Origin of the sequence: Streptomyces thermoalcalitolerans (assembly GCF_039525155.1) — a bacterium.
Taxonomy (GTDB): Bacteria; Actinomycetota; Actinomycetes; order Streptomycetales; family Streptomycetaceae; genus Streptomyces; species Streptomyces thermovulgaris.
Map to the genome: position 1 here is coordinate 1 of NZ_BAAAHG010000022.1, position 15,344 is coordinate 15,344.

The window sequence follows — 15,344 nt, forward strand, 5'->3', positions numbered from 1 at the left end:
CCCGCCACGGGCGCCGTGCGCGCGCCGGTCAGCGGCGGACGTCCCGGCCCGCGGAGCCGCCCGGCCCGCCGCTGTAGCCGCGGGCACCCCGGTGCACACGCCGGTGGCGGGCCGCGGCGCCGAGCAGCAGGGCCGCGCCCAGACAGAAGAGCAGGGCGAGGGCGAGTCCGGCGCTGAAGACCTCGAGCGTGTTCACCCTGGCGATGTCGCTGCCGAGGACCGACACCGTGTACTCGGGGCCGCCGGACAGATTGCCGGCGATGGCCAGAGCGGTGAAGGCCGCGGTCGCCGCGAGGAGGAGCAGACCGATGAGCAGCATGGAAGTCATCTCCCCGAAGAAGTCCCGTCACCCTGCCGGTACCCCGCTCGCCGCCCGGCAGGCCGGCCGGGGGCTTCCGGAACACCCGCGAAGGCAGCGGACGGACCGGACCGCGGCGCCGGTCCCCAGGTGCCCCGCCGCTCTCCTCGGGTACCCGTCGCAAACGGCGCGGTGAACGGCACCGCGGGGACCGCACAACCCGACGAAGGGAGGCGTCATGGCTCAGCATGTACGCGACATCATGACCAGCAGGCTGGTGACGGTGGAGCCGCAGACGCCGGTGACCACAGTGGCCCGGAAGATGCGCGACGAGGACATCGGCCTCGTCCTGGTGATGGAGGGCGACGAACTGCGTGGCCTGGTCAGCGACCGCGACCTGGTGATCCGGGCACTGGCCGAGGGCGGTGACCAGGAGCAGCGGACCGCCGCCTCCGCGTGCAGCAGCGACATCTACGCGTTGACCCCGGACGACGAGGTCGACCGCGCGGTGCAGCTGATGCGGGAGCACTCCGTGCGCCGGGTGCCGGTCGTCGACCACGGTCACCCCGTGGGCATCGTCTCCCTCGGCGACCTGGCCATCGAGCGCGACCCGGGATCCGCCCTCGGCGGCATCAGCGCGGCGGAGCCCAACCGGTAGGGGCGACACCGCTCACGGCCGGGGCGTCCGCACGGGCGGACGCCCCCGGCTTCGCGTCAGGCGGCCAGCACCTTCTCCAAGGAGGCCAGCGCGGAGCGCAGCTCGTCCTCCGTGATGGTCAGCGGCGGCGCCAGCCGGATCGTGGAGCCATGGGTGTCCTTGACCAGGACCCCCTCCCGCATCAGACGCTCACTGACCTCCCGCCCGGTGCCGATCGCCGGATCCACGTCGACGCCCGCCCACAGGCCGCGCGAGCGGAAGCCGACCACGCCCCGGCCGACCAGCCCGGTCAGCTCCTCGCGCAGCACGGTGCCCAGCTGTGCCGCCCGGCGCTGGAACTCGCCGGTCTCCAGCAGGTCGATCACCGCCGTGCCGACCGCGGCGGACAGCGGGTTGCCGCCGAACGTCGACCCGTGCTCACCCGGCCGCAGCACGCCCAGCACCTCCCGGCGCCCGACGACCGCGGACACCGGCACGATCCCGCCGCCCAGCGCCTTGCCCAGCAGCACGAGGTCCGGCACCACGTCCTCGTGCTCGACGGCGAGGGTGCGCCCGGTGCGGCCGAGACCCGACTGGATCTCGTCCGCCACGAACAGACAGCCCGCGCGGCGGGTCAGCTCCCGCACCCCGGAGAGGTAGCCGTCGTCGGGAACGATCACACCGGCCTCGCCCTGGATCGGTTCGATCAGCACGGCGGCCGTCGTCTCGTCGATCGCCGCCTCGAGGGCCTCCAGATCGTTGTACGGGACGATCCGGAAGCCCGGGGTGAACGGCCCGAAGCCCGACCGTGCCGTCTCGTCCGTGGAGAAGCCGACGATCGTCGTCGTACGGCCGTGGAAGTTGTCCGCCGCGACCACGATCGTCGCCTGGTCGGCCGGGACGCCCTTGACCTCGTACGCCCATTTGCGGGCCACCTTGATGCCGCTCTCCACCGCCTCGGCGCCGGTGTTCATCGGCAGCACCATGTCCTGCCCGGTCAGGGCCGCCAGCCGCTCGGCGAACTCGGCGAGCCGGTCGTTGTGGAAGGCCCGCGAGGTCAGGGTGAGCCGGTCGAGCTGGCGGTGCGCGGCCTCGATCAGCACGGGGTGGCGGTGGCCGAAGTTCAGGGCCGAGTAGCCGGCCAGCATGTCCAGATAGCGGCGGCCCTCGACGTCCTCCACCCAGGTGCCCTCGGCACGGGCGACGACCACGGGCAGCGGGTGGTAGTTGTGGGCGAGGACCGGCTTCTCGGCCTCGATCAGCTCGGCGGAGGTACGGGTGCGTGCGGGTGCGGTCATGAACGGATCTCCTGGGTGCAGCACTTGATGCCGCCGCCGGCCTTGTGGAACTCGGACAGGTCGACGGGGACGGGGACGTAGCCGCGGTCGGCGAGCCGGCCGGCGAGTGCCGTCGCCCCGGGCGAGATGAACACGTGACGGCCGTCGCAGACGGAGTTCAGGCCGAAGGCCATCGCGTCCTCGCGGGTGGCGATCACCGCGTCCGGGTACAGCCGGGCGAGCACCTCGCGGCTGCCGGGCGAGAACGCCTCCGGGTAGTACGCGATGTTCCCCTCGCCCTCGTCGTCGAGGACGAACAGCGCGGTGTCCAGGTGGTAGAAGTACGGGTCCACCAGGGTCAGGCCGATCACCGGCACGCCCAGGTACTCCTGCGCCTCGTGATGGGCCTCACGGGTGGTGCGGAAACCGGTGCCGGCCAGGATCCAGCGGCCGGCCGGCACGAAGTCGCCCTCGCCCTCGCACACCGACTCGGGACGGTAGACGTCGTAGCCGGCCGACTTGAACCACGTGTCGTAGGGGACGGACTCCGGGCGGCGCTCGGGCGCCTTGAACAGGGAGCCGAAGACGCGGCCGCCCACGACGACCGCCGCATTGGCGGCGAAGACCATGTCGGGCAGGCCGGGCACGGGCTCCACGGTGTGGACGGTGTGGCCGTGGGCGCGGTAGGTGTCGATCAGCTCACGCCACTGCTTCTGGGCCAGGGACACGTCCACGGGCACGTCCGGACGCATCCAGGGATTGATCGCGTACTGCACGGCGAAGTGTCTGGGTTCGCAGACGAGGAAACGCCGCCGTCGCGGCACACGGGATTCGGGCACAGAGGGGTTCCTCCGCTTCCTGGGTGGTTCCAGGGTGACTCCTGGGTGGTGACTGGGGGTGACACAACGGTAGGAAGCGGTGACGGTGCGCGACAAGGAAGAAAAGCTGCGTGTATACGCAGGAATGCTGCGTCTTTCCGCCGCTCAGCGCAGGTCTGTTGCGTCCTGCGGGGCGGGCTGGCTGGCACCCGCCTCCGGGGACTCCGGCAGCAGATGGGACAGCACCATCACGCTGATCGTCTTCCGGATGAACGGTTCGGCGCGGATCCGCTCCAGCACCTCCTCGAAGTGCTCCACGTCCCGCGCCCGCACATGCAGCAGGGCGTCGGCGCCGCCGGTCACCGTCATCGCCGCGGTGATCTCCGGATGGTTGCGCACCACCTCGGCCAGCCGCCGCGGCGGGGCCGCGCCCTCGCAGTACACCTCGACGTACGCCTCCGTGCGCCAGCCCAGCGCCGACGGCTTGACCGTGGCGGTGAACCCGGTGATCACGCCCGTCTCGCGCAGCCGGTCCACACGGCGCTTGACGGCCGTCGCGGACAGGCCGATGGCCGCTCCGATCTCGGCGAAGCTGCTGCGGGCGTTCGCCATCAGCGCGGTGAGGATCTTCCGGTCGAGTTCGTCGAACGGTGCCGGCCTGCTGCTCATGGGGGCACTGTATCCAGCGCGAACGTCCGTGCTCAGACCATGTCCAGGCGCGCGGATGGCACCTACACTCCACCATCATGCTGCGTGCCCTGGCCGTCGATGACGAACGTCCCTCGCTCGAGGAGCTGCTGTACCTGCTCGGTGCCGACTCCCGGATCGCCTCCGTGGAGGGCGCCGGCGATGCGACCGAGGCGCTGCGCCGCATCAACCGGGCCCTGGAGTCCGGCCCGGGCGGACCCGACGCGATCGACGTCGTCTTCCTCGACATCCACATGCCGGGCCTCGACGGTCTCGACCTGGCCCGGCTGCTCTCCAAGTTCGCCGAGCCGCCGCTGATCGTGTTCGTCACCGCGCACGAGGACTTCGCCGTGCAGGCCTTCGACCTCAAGGCTGTGGACTATGTGCTCAAACCCGTCCGCAAGGAACGCCTCGCCGAGGCCGTCCGCCGTGTCGCCCAGCTCCGCGACGCCGCCCCGCGGATCCCCGTGAGCGAACCCGACCCCGATCACCTGCCCGTCGAGCTCGGCGGTGTCACCCGTTTCGTGGCCGTCGACGACATCACCCATGTCGAGGCGCAGGGGGACTACGCCCGGCTGCACACCGGCAAGGGCAGCCATCTCGTGCGCATCCCGCTGTCCACGCTGGAGGAGCGCTGGCGTGCCCGCGGCTTCGTCCGCATCCACCGCCGTCACCTGGTCTCCCTGCGCCACATCAGCGAACTCCGTCTGGACGCCGGCTCGGTGAGCGTCCTGGTCGGCACCGAGGAACTCCAGGTCAGCCGCCGGCACGCGCGTGAGCTGCGGGAACTGCTGATGCGCCGGACCGCGCGCTAGGGGGAGGTGAACCGTGCCGCAGGACCCCGCCGAACGCCGTGTCGTCGTCACCGGCCCGCCCCGCCGCACCCGCCGGGCCCCGGGCCCCTACCGCCCGCGTCTGGAGATAGACGAGCAGACCACCCTCGGCCACACCTACGTCCGTTCCCTGATGCGCAGCCAGCTGCGCGCCGCGATCACGGTGCTGGCGGTGCTGGTGCTGCTCGTCGGCCCGCTGCCGCTGGTGTTCGCCGCCGCCCCCGCCGCCCGGCCCCTGAAGTGGGCGGTGCTCGGCTTCGGCCTCTACGTCCCGCTGGTGCTGCTCGCCCGCTGGTACGTGCGCCGTGCCGAGCGCAACGAACGCGACTTCGTACGGCTCGTGGAAGACCGCTGAACGCCGTGAACTCCGCCTACACCGTTCCCGCCGTCGCCCTCGTCGTGCTGGCCACCGTGTTCGTCGGCGCGTTCGGCCTGCGCATCTCCCGCACCACCTCCGACTTCTACGTCGCCTCCCGCACCGTCGGACCGCGTCTGAACGCCGCCGCGATCAGCGGGGAGTACCTCTCCGCCGCCTCGTTCCTGGGCATAGCCGGCCTGGTTCTCGTCCAGGGCCCGGACATGCTGTGGTACCCGGTCGGCTACACGGCCGGCTATCTGGTCCTGCTGCTGTTCGTCGCCGCCCCGCTGCGCCGCTCCGGCGCCTACACGCTGCCCGATTTCGCCGAGGCCCGGCTCGCCTCCCAGGGGGTGCGGCGGCTCGCGGGCGCCTTCGTCGTCGGGGTCGGCTGGCTGTACCTGATGCCCCAGCTCCAGGGCGCCGGGCTCACCCTGGCGGTGCTCGCCGGGGTGCCCGAGGCACTCGGCGCGGTGATCGTCGCCCTCGTCGTGGTGGCCACGGTCGCCGCGGGCGGGATGCGCAGCATCACCTTCGTCCAGGCCTTCCAGTACTGGCTGAAGCTGACCGCACTGCTGGTTCCCGCCCTCTTCCTCGTCCTCGCCTGGCAGCACGACGGAGCCCCCCGCCGCGCCTTCGACGAACCGCCCGCCTTCCGCGAGCAGCGCACCGTCCGCATCGCCGACACCCTCGACCTCAGGCTGCGAAGCCCGCTCACCGTCACCGTGACCGGCACCGTCGACGGCCGTGTCCACCGGGAGGAGCAGGTGCGTCTGAACGCGGGCGTCCACCATGTCGAACAGGGCACCCGGCTCACCTTCGCGCCGGGCGACCGGGTTCCCGAGACCGCCCACGACAGCAGCGGCGGCCTGTCCTCCTCCCTCGCCTCCGGGCGCGAGGAACGCCCGCTGTACGCCACATACGGGCTGATCCTCGCCACCTTCCTCGGCACCATGGGGCTGCCGCACGTCGTCGTCCGCTTCTACACCAGCCCGCACGGCGTCGCCGCCCGCCGCACCACCGTGGTCGTGCTCGCCATGATCGGCGGCTTCTATCTGCTGCCGCCGGTGTACGGCGCGCTCGGCCGTCTCTACGCCCCCGAGCTCACCCTCACCCGGAACGCCGACGCCGCGGTGCTGCTGCTGCCCGACCGGGTGATCGGCGGACTCGGCGGCGACCTGCTGGGCGCGCTGGTCGCGGGCGGCGCCTTCGCCGCGTTCCTGTCCACCGCCTCCGGACTGACCATGGCGGTGGCCGGGGTGCTCACCCAGGACGTGCTGCCCTCACGCGGCGTACGGCACTTCCTGCGGCACTTCCGGCTCGGCACGGTGCTCTCCATGGCCCCGCCGCTCGCCGCGAGCATTCTGGTCGGCGGGCTGCCGGTCGCCGACGCCGTCGGGCTCGCCTTCGCGGTGTCCGCGTCCTCCTTCTGCCCGCTGCTCGTCCTCGGCATCTGGTGGCGGCGGCTCACCCCGCCCGGCGCGGTGGCCGGGATGCTGGCGGGCGGCGGCGGCGCGCTCGCCGCGGTCGCCGTGACCATGGCCGGCTTCCCCGGCACCGGACCGCTGCACACACTGCTCGCCTGGCCCGCCCTGTGGTCGGTGCCCCTGGGCTTTCTCACCATGATGCTGGTCTCCCTGGCCACCCCGGGCCGGGTGCCGCCCGGCACCGCGGGCGTCCTGGCCCGCTTCCACCTGCCGGAACAGCTGTATGCGGAGGTGAAGGCATGAGCGGGTTCCTCGCCGGTCTCTGCGCCGCCGCGCTGCCGCTGCTGGCCGCCGGCTACTGGCTCGGCCGGCGCACCACCCGCCCGCAGAGCCTCGGCGGGCTCGGCACCCCCGTCGAGCACGCCACCTTCCAGACCCTGCACACCGCCTCCCTCGCCGCGCCGCCGCTGCGGGCCGGGCTGACCGAGGAGACCGCCCGCAAGGCGGCCCGCCGGCTGCGCTCCCTGCTCGGCACCGACGCCCTGTGCCTCACGGACGACACCCGGGTCCTCACCTGGGACGGCGTCGGCGCACACCACCGCGGCGAGATCATGGAACATCTCACCGGTCCTCTGGAGACCGGCCGCGGCGAGGCGTTCCGGCTCACCTGCCGGGCCCCGGACTGCCCGGTGCGCTGGGCCGTCGTCGCCCCGCTCACCGTCGACGACCGGGTGCACGGCGCCCTGGTCGCCTGCGCGCCCCGCGAGTCCGCCGTCCTGGTCCGCGCCGCGGCCGAGGTCGCCCGCTTCGTCTCCGTCCAGCTGGAGCTCGCGGAGCTCGACCGCTCCCGCACCCGGCTCATCGAGGCCGAGATCAAGGCCCTGCGGGCCCAGATCTCCCCGCACTTCATCTTCAACTCGCTCGCGGTCATCGCCTCGTTCGTCCGCACCGACCCCGAGCGGGCCCGCGAGCTGCTGCTGGAGTTCGCCGACTTCATCCGCTACTCGTTCCGCCGGCACGGCGACTTCACCACGCTCGCCGACGAACTGCACGCCATGGAGCACTACCTGGCGCTGGTACGGGCCCGCTTCGGCGACCGTCTCACGGTCACCCTGCAGATCGCGCCGGAGGTGCTGCCCGTCTCCCTGCCGTTCCTGTGTCTGCAGCCGCTGGTGGAGAACGCCGTCAAGCACGGCCTGGAGGGCAAGACCGGCACCTGCCACATCCGGATCACCGCCCAGGACGCCGGCTCCGAGGCGCTGGTCGTCATCGAGGACGACGGCGTCGGCATGGACCCCGAGCTGCTGCGCCGCATCCTGGCCGGCGAGGTCAGCCCCTCCGGGGGCATAGGGCTGTCCAACGTCGACGACCGGCTGCGCCAGGTCTACGGCGACGACCACGGCCTGGTCATCGAGACGGCCCCGGGCGCGGGCATGAAGATCACGGTCCGGCTGCCGAAGTACCAGCCGGGCGTGCACTCGGCGACACGGCTGATCGAGAGCTGACCGGGAAGCGAGCCCTCAGGTGTCGCGGGTGACGACCATGGCCAGGGTGATCAGGCCCAGCACGACCCAGCCGAACCACAGCCAGCCGTTGCTGCCGAGCGCCACCGTGTAGGCCGTCACCGCGATAAGGGCGCCCACGGTGAGCACCCCCATCGCTCGTGTGGAACCGTCCGTGGGACCGGGCATCGCGGCACCCTCCTCGTGGTCGGTTGTCTCCCATGGTGCCCCGTACCCCCTCGGAGCAGAACGGGAGAGGAGTGCCACGGAGTGCCGCGGGCGGGGCCCGCTCAGTTCCCGCGCGTGTTCAGGGAGGCCAGATAGGCGTTGTACGCCTGGAGCTCCTTGTCGCCGTCACGGTCCGCGGCGCGGTCCTTGCGCCGGGCCTGGCGCTGTTCGGAGGCGTACCACTGGAAGAGCAGCGCGATCAGCACGATCACGGACGGGATCTCGCTGAACGCCCAGGCGATGCCGCCGGCCGCGTTCTGGTCGGCCAGGGCGTCGATGCCGAGCGAGGCGGGCGGATGGCTGTAGGTCCCGACCATGGGCGTGTTCCCCATCATCAGCGCGATGCCGAAGAACGCGTGGAACGGCATGCCCGCGAACAGCTGCATCATCCGCATGAGGTGGCTCGGCCGGTGCGGGCCCGGGTCGACGCCCATGATCGGCCAGAAGAACACCAGGCCCGTCGCGAGGAAGTGCACCATCATCGCCACATGCCCCGTCTTCGACTCCATCAGCCAGTCGAAGAGCGGAGTGAAGTACAGCACGTACAGGCTCGCGATGAACATCGGGATGGTGAACAGGGGGTGGGTGACGACCCGCATGTAGTGGCTGTGCAGCAGTGCCAGCAGCAGCTCACGCGGTCCCGTGCGGCCCCTGCCGGCCACCGGCAGGGCGCGCAGGGCCAGCGTGACCGGGGAGCCGAGCAGGATCAGGATCGGCGACAGCATGCTGATGACCATGTGCTGGACCATGTGCACGGTGAAGACGGCCATGCCGTAGTCGTTCAGCCGGGTGCACATCACCAGGAGCACGCTCAGCACGCCGGTGACGAACGCCACCGTCCGGCCCACCGGCCAGGAGTCGCCGCGCCGCCGCAGCCGCACCACGCCCCAGAGGTACAGGCCGAGCCCGAGCAGGCAGCCGACGAGGAAGAACGGGTCCGGGGACCACTGAAGACCGCGTTCCAGCGTGAACGGCGGCAGATCCGTCATCGTGCCGTGCCCGCTGTGATCCATCCGCAGACTCCTGGTTCATGGGCGTGCGCGCTGTCCGTCCACAGCCGCCTGTCGGCCTCCAGACTAGAACCGCCCCCGACGGCTGCCGTGACCGGGGGCGGTGGGGACGGGGGCCGGCGCCCGCCTACAGCACGCACTGCGCCTCGGCGTACCGCTCCGCGGGCACCGTCTTCAGGGTCGCGACCGCGTCGGCGAGCGGCACCGTCACGATGTCGGTGCCGCGCAGCGCCGTCATCCGTCCGAACTCGCCGCGGTGCACGGCCTCCACCGCGTGCCAGCCGAACCGGGTGGCGAGGACGCGGTCGAACGCCGTCGGGGTGCCGCCGCGCTGGACGTGCCCGAGGATGACGGGCCGGGCCTCCTTGCCGAGCCGCTTCTCCAGCTCGTCCGAGAGCTGCCGGGCGACACCGGCGAACCGCTCGTGGCCGTAGATGTCCTTGCCGCCCTCGTCGAAGTCCATGGTGCCCGGCCGGGGCTTGGCGCCCTCCGCGGCCACCACGATCGCGAACCGCTTGCCCGCCGCGAAGCGCGCGCCGACCCTCTCCGTCAACTCGTCGATGTCGAAGGGGCGTTCCGGGACGACGATGGCGTGGGCGCCGGCGGCCATGCCGGACTGCAGCGCGATCCAGCCGGTGTGGCGGCCCATGACCTCCACGATCAGCACGCGCTGGTGGGACTCGGCGGTGGTCTTCAGCCGGTCCAGGGCCTCGGTGGCGACGGTCACCGCCGTGTCGAAGCCGAAGGTGACGTCCGTGGCCGCGATGTCGTTGTCGATGGTCTTCGGCACGCCGACGATGGGCAGGCCGCTGTCGGACAGCAGCCGGGCCGCCTTGAGCGTGCCCTCGCCGCCGATCGGGATGATCGCGTCGAGGCCGAGTTCCTCGACATGGCCCTTGGCCCGCGCCACCCCGTCCCGCAGGTGCTCGGGACGGACCCGGGAGGAGCCGAGGATGGTGCCGCCGCGGGCGAGGATGCCGCTCACCGCGTCGAGATCGAGCTTGAGGTAGTCACACTCCAGCAGGCCCTTCCAGCCGTCGCGGAAGCCGATGACCTCGTCGCCGTGGTCGACGACGGCACGGTGCACGACGGACCGGATGACGGCGTTCAGGCCGGGGCAGTCGCCGCCGGACGTGAGGACACCAATGCGCATAGCCCGAACAACCTTCTTCATGTGGGGCACGGGACCGGACCGCGCTGTCCGGCTCGGTCCCCGCCACCCTAGCGGCACTCGGGGGCAGGACCGAATCCTCCGTCCGCCTGCTGGACGGGGCCGCTCACCTGTGCGTACGGCCCGTCAGACGGGCTGGTTGCGCCGTGCTGACGGGCCGGTGGACACGCGGTGACCGGAGCGCCGGAAGAACCGTTCCCGCAGGGGGCGGGCGCGCCGGTGCCGCAGACCTACGCGGACTGCTGGGCGGCGGCGATGCGCTCGTTGCGCAGCGCCTCGTACCAGCGCTCGTCGACCGGCGGAAGCGCGTTGACGTCGAGGGCCAGCTTCAGCAGCAAGTCCGCGATCAGCGGGTTGCGGGCCATCACCGGACCGTGCATGTAGGTGCCGAAGACGGTGTCGTTGTACGCGCCCTCCGTGCCGTCGCCGGTGCCGTTGCCCTTGCCGATCCGGACCCGGGCGAACGGGCGGGCGGTGGGGCCGAGGTGGGTGACGCCCTGGTGGTTCTCGAACCCGGTCAGCGTGGGCAGGTTGAGCTGCGGGTCGATGTCGGCCAGCACGTCGCCGACGCACCGCTCGCCCTCGCCGCGCACCGACACCACGTCGAGCAGGCCCAGTCCCGGCTCGCGCTGCCCGAGGTCGTTGATGAACTCGTGGCCGAGGATCTGGTAGCCGGCGCAGACCGCGAAGACGATCGCACCGTTCTCCACGGCCTTGACCAGACCGCCGTCGCGGCGCAGCCGCTCCGCCGCGAGCCGCTGCGGCCGGTCCTCGCCGCCCCCGATCAGATAGATGTCGCCGGACGTCGGAATCGGCTGGTCACTGCGCACGTCCAGGCGGGCCACGTCCAGGCCGCGCTGCCGGGCCCGGCGTTCCACGACCAGCACATTGCCCTGGTCGCCGTAGGTGCTCAGCAGGTCCGGGTAGACCCACACCAGCCGCAGTTGGTTGTCGCTCATGGAAGTGCTCGTCCTTCGTGATCAGTTGCCGACGCGGCGGCGCAGGTCCTGGAACGCGGTGTAGTTGGCGATGACCTCGATCCGGCCGGGCGGCGCCTGCTGAACGGCCTGCTCGAGGCTGTCGCAGACCTGGAACTGCTGGTTGGCCACCTCCAGACGCACCGCGAGGTCCAGCTTCCGGTCGCCGAGCACGAAGAGCGGGTGGCCGGTCAGCCGGGTGTAGTCGACGTCCCACAGCCAGGAGGTGTCGGTGCCGTCGGCGCTGCGTGCGTTCACCGACAGGATGACGGGTGCGGGCGGCGGGTCGATCAGGGAGAAGGTCTCCAGCCAGCCGGCCGGGTTCTTCGCCAGCAGCAGCCGCAGGTCACGGCCCTGGAACTTGACGACGTCGTAGCGGCCGGCGACCGCCTGCACCTGGAACATCCGCTCCAGGGCGACCTGCGGCGGCACCCCGAAGACGGCGGCGACGGCCGCGGACGTGGCGGCGTTGGCCTTGTTGGCACGGCCCGGCAGCTGCAGATGGATCGGCCAGGCGGAGCCGTGCGGGTCGAGGACGTGGTCGCCGTTCAGCACCCAGCTGGGGGCGGGCCGGCGGAAGCCGCACTCGTTGCAGAACCAGTCGTCACCGGGGCGCTGCATCACACCGCCGCAGGACGGGCAGGACCAGGCGTCGTCCTTCCACACCTGCCCGGCGGCCACCCAGACCACATGGGGGGAGGAGGACGCGGCCCACACCACCAGCGGGTCGTCGCAGTTGGCGACGATCACGGCCTTGGACCCGGTCAGGGCCTCGCGCCAGTTCTCGGCGAGCATCCGGGTCTCGCCGGCGCGGTCGAGCTGGTCGCGGGAGAGGTTGAGCAGCGCGATGCACTTGGGGTCGGTGTCCCGGGCCACGGCCGCGAGGTACTTCTCGTCGACCTCGAGCACACCGAACTTGGCGTCCGAGCCGTCCGCCAGCGCCGAGGTGATGCCCGCGGGCATGTTGGCGCCCAGGGCGTTGGAGACGACCGGACCCGCGGCCCGCAGGGCCTCGGCGATGAGCCGGGTGGTGGTGGTCTTGCCGTTGGTCGCCGAGACCAGGACCACCTCCAGGTGCTGGGCGAGCCGGCTGAGCAGGTCGGGGTCGAGTTTCAGGGCCACCCGACCACCGATCACCGAACCGCTGCCGCGACCCGCGGCGCGCGACGCCGCGGCGACCGCCCTGCCCGCCGTCACGGCCAGTTTGGCCCGCGGCGTGAGCGGGTCCGAGTTGCCTGCCATCAGTTCTCGATCCTCCTTGCGTACGCGCCGCGCCTGAGTCATCCGGCACCGTGGTGGGGCCTCAGCCTATCGAGATCCACTGGTGCTCCCGAATCCCGGCCCGCGGCTGCGCGGCGGGACGCGGGCCGAGGGAACCGTACCCTTGCCGCCATGCGACATGGCTCGATCCCCGGTGCCCGCGGACGCGTCCGGCCCCTCACCCTGTTCGGCGACCCCGTCCTCGCCACGCCCTGCGCGGAGGTCACCGACTTCGGTCCCGCGCTGTCCCGGCTGGTGGAGGACCTGTTCGCCACGATGTACGCGGCACGGGGCGTGGGGCTGGCCGCGAATCAGGTGGGGGAGTCCCTGCGGGTGTTCGTGTACGACTGCCCGGACGACGAGGACGTGCGCCACCTGGGACATGTGGTGAACCCGCGGCTGGTGGAGACGGGCGGCGTGGTGGTCCGCGGCCCGGAGGGCTGTCTGTCCCTGCCGGGCCTGGAGGCGGGGACGGAGCGTCACGACGAGGCGGTGGTCGAGGGGTTCACGGTGACCGGGGAGCCGGTCACCGTGCGCGGGACGGGGTTCTTCGCACGATGCCTGCAGCACGAGTGCGACCACCTTCAGGGGCGCCTGTACGTGGACCGCCTCACGGGGTGGCGCAGACGGAGGGTGCTGAGGCAGGCGGCGAGGGCACCGTGGAGCCGTACGGCCCGGAAAGGCGCCGGGGAACCGTAGGGGGGCCGTCCGGATCGTGCCGTGGGCCGCGGGGCACACCGCTCACCGGAGCCGGCCCGATCCGAAAGACATCCCTCTAGAAGCCCGGGCCGCCCGCCTTGTCCCCGGCCGCCGCCAGCCGGCCCCACAGCAGGTCCGCGAGGCTGCGCACCAGCTCCGCGCGGGAGCAGGGGCGCTCGCCCAGCCACCAGTCGCCGGCCGCGTGCATCATGCCGACGATGCCGTGCCCCCACACGCGGGCCAGCTGCCGGCTGTTCGGGCCGAGGTCCAGCCGCTCCTCGATGACCTTGGCCAGTTCCTCGCCCATGCGGCGCAGCAGCGGGGCGGAGTGCTTGCCGACGTCGAAGCCCTGGTCGCCGGCCTGGCTGCCCTCCGCCGGGTGCATCAGGAACCGGTAGACCTGCGGACGGGCCTCGATGGCCGCGAGATAGGTGTCCAGCGTGGCCTCCACCCGCTCGCGCCGGTCCCCGGGGGCGTCCAGCGCGGCCCGCAGCGAGTCGAGCAGGGCGTCGGTGTGCCGCTTGGCGAGGGCGGCGTACAGCCCTCCCTTGTCGCCGAAGTGGCGGTAGAGGATCGGCTTGGTGATGCCGGCCTCGGCGGCGATGGCGTTCATCGACGCCTGCGGGCCGTCGCGCAGAACCACCCGGTCGGCGGCCTCCAGCAGCTCGCGCCGTCGGCGGTCGGCGGAACGCTGCTGATCGGTCCGCTGCGTGGTGTCCATGAACTCTCCCCACCCGTGCTGATTCGGTGACGCCTGCGCAAACTAGCACTGACAGTGCCCGAAATCCCGAACGGGCCGCTGACGAGCCGTCGGAGGCCGGCTTTACCCACGGGTAGGCACACAGTAGTGTTACCGCAAGTAACACGTGGGTGTGCCGCTGGAGGGGACATGGCCGAGTTCACCATGGAGCTCAACGACGAGCAGAAGGAGGTCCGGGACTGGCTGCACGGCTTCGCGGCCGAGGTGATCCGTCCCGCGGCCGCCGAGTGGGACGAGCGCGAGGAGACTCCCTGGCCGGTCATCCAGGAGGCGGCGAAGGTCGGCATCTACTCCCTCGACTTCTACGCCCAGCAGTACTTCGACCCCACCGGTCTCGGCATCCCCATGACCATGGAGGAGCTGTTCTGGGGCGACGCCGGCATCGCCCTGTCCATCGTCGGCACCGGACTGGCCGCGGTCGGCGTCCTCACCAACGGCACCGACGAGCAGATCGGCACCTGGATCCCGCAGATGTACGGCGACCCGGACGACGTCAAGGTCGCCGCCTTCTGCTCCTCCGAGCCCGACGCCGGCTCCGACGTGGCCTCCCTGCGCACCCGCGCGGTGTACGACGAGGCCAAGGACGAGTGGGTGATCAACGGCACCAAGACCTGGGTGACCAACGGCGGCATCGCGAACGTCCATGTGGTCGTCGCCTCCGTCGACCCCGAGCTGGGCTCCAGGGGCCATGCCTCCTTCATCGTCCCGCCGAACACCCCGGGGCTGTCCCAGGGCCAGAAGTTCAAGAAGCACGGCATCCGCGCCTCGCACACCGCCGAGGTGATCCTGGACCATGTGCGCGTCCCCGGCTCCTGCCTGCTCGGCGGCAAGGAGAAGCTGGACGAGCGTCTGGCCCGGGCCCGGGAAAGGCTCCGGAAGGGCGGGACGGGCTCCCGTCCGGCCGGTGACCGGGAGAGGGGGAAGAACGCGGCGATGGCCACCTTCGAGGCGTCCCGTCCGGCCGTCGGCGCGATGGCGGTGGGCACCGCCCGGGCCGCGTACGAGATCGCCCTCGACTACGCCAAGACCCGTGAGCAGTTCGGCCGGCCGATCATCGACAACCAGGGCGTCGCCTTCCAGCTCGCCGACATGCGCACCCGGATCGACGCCGCCCGCCTGCTGGTGTGGCGCGCCTCCTGGATGGCGGTCAACGGCAAGCCGTTCACCGCCGCCGAGGGCTCGATGTCCAAGCTGTTCGCCAGCGAGACCGCGAAGAAGGTCACCGCCCAGGCCATCCAGATCCTGGGCGGCAACGGCTACACCAGGGAGTACCCGGTGGAGCGGATGCACCGCGACGCAGCGATTTATACGATCTTCGAGGGGACGAGTGAGATCCAGCGGCTGGTGATCGCACGGACGATCTCGGGCATGCCGATCCGCTGACGGCGCCGGCAGCACCGACTGC

At 71.8% G+C, this 15,344-nt stretch carries 17 protein-coding genes; 7 read left to right on the forward strand and 10 right to left on the reverse strand.

The window, feature by feature from the left end; genetic code table 11:
* Positions 1-28 precede the first annotated feature (28 nt).
* Complete coding sequence (locus tag ABD224_RS14830; RefSeq protein ID WP_344050021.1) at positions 29-328, reverse strand: hypothetical protein; 300 nt, start codon at positions 326-328, stop codon at positions 29-31.
* Between the two features lie 208 nt (positions 329-536).
* Here ABD224_RS14830 and ABD224_RS14835 point away from each other — a divergent pair, with 208 nt between their 5' ends.
* Positions 537-956 (forward strand): CBS domain-containing protein, encoded by a 420-nt coding sequence (locus tag ABD224_RS14835; protein WP_344050022.1) that lies wholly within the window; start codon positions 537-539, stop codon positions 954-956.
* Positions 957-1,012: 56 nt separating this feature from the next.
* On the opposite strand, the gene rocD is transcribed toward ABD224_RS14835, so the two are convergent.
* The 3 genes from rocD to ABD224_RS14850 form a co-directional block, all read right to left on the reverse strand.
* The gene (gene rocD / locus ABD224_RS14840; protein WP_344050023.1) at positions 1,013-2,233 is read right to left on the reverse strand and encodes an ornithine--oxo-acid transaminase; all 1,221 of its coding nucleotides are present in this window, start codon (positions 2,231-2,233) and stop codon (positions 1,013-1,015) included.
* Positions 2,230-3,051 carry a dimethylargininase gene (gene ddaH / locus ABD224_RS14845; protein WP_344050024.1) on the reverse strand — a complete coding sequence of 274 codons (822 nt, stop codon included), beginning with the start codon at positions 3,049-3,051 and terminating at the stop codon, positions 2,230-2,232. The genes rocD and ddaH overlap by 4 nt, the downstream gene beginning before the upstream one ends.
* Positions 3,052-3,195: 144 nt before the next feature.
* The gene (locus ABD224_RS14850; protein ID WP_344050025.1) at positions 3,196-3,699 is read right to left on the reverse strand and encodes an Lrp/AsnC family transcriptional regulator; all 504 of its coding nucleotides are present in this window, start codon (positions 3,697-3,699) and stop codon (positions 3,196-3,198) included.
* A gap of 77 nt (positions 3,700-3,776) precedes the next feature.
* On the opposite strand from ABD224_RS14850, the gene ABD224_RS14855 reads away from it, so the two are divergent.
* From ABD224_RS14855 to ABD224_RS14870, 4 genes are read left to right on the forward strand one after another with little or no spacing between them, the layout of a single operon-like run.
* A complete protein-coding gene (locus ABD224_RS14855) occupies positions 3,777-4,532 on the forward strand; it encodes a LytR/AlgR family response regulator transcription factor (protein ID WP_344050026.1) in 756 nt (251 codons plus the stop codon).
* A gap of 13 nt (positions 4,533-4,545) precedes the next feature.
* The gene (locus ABD224_RS14860) at positions 4,546-4,905 is read left to right on the forward strand and encodes a hypothetical protein (RefSeq protein ID WP_344050027.1); all 360 of its coding nucleotides are present in this window, start codon (positions 4,546-4,548) and stop codon (positions 4,903-4,905) included.
* A 5-nt stretch (positions 4,906-4,910) separates the two neighbouring features.
* Positions 4,911-6,635, forward strand: a complete 1,725-nt coding sequence (locus ABD224_RS14865) for a sodium/solute symporter (protein WP_344050028.1) — start codon at positions 4,911-4,913, stop codon at positions 6,633-6,635.
* Positions 6,632-7,837 (forward strand): sensor histidine kinase, encoded by a 1,206-nt coding sequence (locus ABD224_RS14870; protein ID WP_344050029.1) that lies wholly within the window; start codon positions 6,632-6,634, stop codon positions 7,835-7,837. The genes ABD224_RS14865 and ABD224_RS14870 overlap by 4 nt, the downstream gene beginning before the upstream one ends.
* A gap of 15 nt (positions 7,838-7,852) precedes the next feature.
* Here the strand turns inward: ABD224_RS14870 and ABD224_RS14875 are convergent, their stop codons facing one another.
* The 5 genes from ABD224_RS14875 to ABD224_RS14895 form a co-directional block, all read right to left on the reverse strand.
* Positions 7,853-8,023 carry a hypothetical protein gene (locus tag ABD224_RS14875; RefSeq protein WP_344050031.1) on the reverse strand — a complete coding sequence of 57 codons (171 nt, stop codon included), beginning with the start codon at positions 8,021-8,023 and terminating at the stop codon, positions 7,853-7,855.
* Between the two features lie 101 nt (positions 8,024-8,124).
* On the reverse strand, positions 8,125-9,075 hold the full coding sequence (locus tag ABD224_RS14880; RefSeq protein ID WP_344050032.1) for a cytochrome c oxidase assembly protein: 951 nt from the start codon (positions 9,073-9,075) through the stop codon (positions 8,125-8,127).
* 124 nt (positions 9,076-9,199) lie between these two features.
* Positions 9,200-10,225, reverse strand: a complete 1,026-nt coding sequence (locus ABD224_RS14885; RefSeq protein ID WP_344050033.1) for a 6-phosphofructokinase — start codon at positions 10,223-10,225, stop codon at positions 9,200-9,202.
* A 248-nt stretch (positions 10,226-10,473) separates the two neighbouring features.
* The gene (locus tag ABD224_RS14890) at positions 10,474-11,202 is read right to left on the reverse strand and encodes a type 1 glutamine amidotransferase (protein ID WP_344050034.1); all 729 of its coding nucleotides are present in this window, start codon (positions 11,200-11,202) and stop codon (positions 10,474-10,476) included.
* A 21-nt stretch (positions 11,203-11,223) separates the two neighbouring features.
* Positions 11,224-12,462, reverse strand: a complete 1,239-nt coding sequence (locus ABD224_RS14895) for a MurT ligase domain-containing protein (protein WP_344050035.1) — start codon at positions 12,460-12,462, stop codon at positions 11,224-11,226.
* Positions 12,463-12,612: 150 nt separating this feature from the next.
* Between ABD224_RS14895 and def the strand changes: the two genes are divergently transcribed.
* Positions 12,613-13,179, forward strand: coding sequence for a peptide deformylase (gene def, locus ABD224_RS14900; protein WP_344050036.1), 567 nt, complete (start codon positions 12,613-12,615; stop codon positions 13,177-13,179).
* 76 nt (positions 13,180-13,255) lie between these two features.
* Here def and ABD224_RS14905 read toward each other — a convergent pair whose 3' ends face one another.
* Complete coding sequence (locus ABD224_RS14905; RefSeq protein WP_344050037.1) at positions 13,256-13,900, reverse strand: TetR/AcrR family transcriptional regulator; 645 nt, start codon at positions 13,898-13,900, stop codon at positions 13,256-13,258.
* A gap of 168 nt (positions 13,901-14,068) precedes the next feature.
* On the opposite strand from ABD224_RS14905, the gene ABD224_RS14910 reads away from it, so the two are divergent.
* Positions 14,069-15,322 (forward strand): acyl-CoA dehydrogenase family protein, encoded by a 1,254-nt coding sequence (locus ABD224_RS14910; protein ID WP_344050038.1) that lies wholly within the window; start codon positions 14,069-14,071, stop codon positions 15,320-15,322.
* Positions 15,323-15,344: the final 22 nt, after the last annotated feature.

Bases quoted from the DNA above. Each gene is read 5' to 3' on its own strand.
- ABD224_RS14830 (WP_344050021.1), bottom strand. From the start codon at position 328: ATGACTTCCATGCTGCTCATCGGTCTGCTCCTCCTCGCGGCGACCGCG.
- ABD224_RS14835 (WP_344050022.1), top strand. From the start codon at position 537: ATGGCTCAGCATGTACGCGACATCATGACCAGCAGGCTGGTGACGGTG.
- rocD (WP_344050023.1), bottom strand. From the start codon at position 2,233: ATGACCGCACCCGCACGCACCCGTACCTCCGCCGAGCTGATCGAGGCC.
- ABD224_RS14850 (WP_344050025.1), bottom strand. From the start codon at position 3,699: ATGAGCAGCAGGCCGGCACCGTTCGACGAACTCGACCGGAAGATCCTC.
- ABD224_RS14855 (WP_344050026.1), top strand. From the start codon at position 3,777: ATGCTGCGTGCCCTGGCCGTCGATGACGAACGTCCCTCGCTCGAGGAG.
- ABD224_RS14870 (WP_344050029.1), top strand. From the start codon at position 6,632: ATGAGCGGGTTCCTCGCCGGTCTCTGCGCCGCCGCGCTGCCGCTGCTG.
- ABD224_RS14875 (WP_344050031.1), bottom strand. From the start codon at position 8,023: ATGCCCGGTCCCACGGACGGTTCCACACGAGCGATGGGGGTGCTCACC.
- ABD224_RS14880 (WP_344050032.1), bottom strand. From the start codon at position 9,075: ATGGATCACAGCGGGCACGGCACGATGACGGATCTGCCGCCGTTCACG.
- ABD224_RS14885 (WP_344050033.1), bottom strand. From the start codon at position 10,225: ATGCGCATTGGTGTCCTCACGTCCGGCGGCGACTGCCCCGGCCTGAAC.
- ABD224_RS14890 (WP_344050034.1), bottom strand. From the start codon at position 11,202: ATGAGCGACAACCAACTGCGGCTGGTGTGGGTCTACCCGGACCTGCTG.
- ABD224_RS14895 (WP_344050035.1), bottom strand. From the start codon at position 12,462: ATGGCAGGCAACTCGGACCCGCTCACGCCGCGGGCCAAACTGGCCGTG.
- def (WP_344050036.1), top strand. From the start codon at position 12,613: ATGCGACATGGCTCGATCCCCGGTGCCCGCGGACGCGTCCGGCCCCTC.
- ABD224_RS14905 (WP_344050037.1), bottom strand. From the start codon at position 13,900: ATGGACACCACGCAGCGGACCGATCAGCAGCGTTCCGCCGACCGCCGA.
- ABD224_RS14910 (WP_344050038.1), top strand. From the start codon at position 14,069: ATGGCCGAGTTCACCATGGAGCTCAACGACGAGCAGAAGGAGGTCCGG.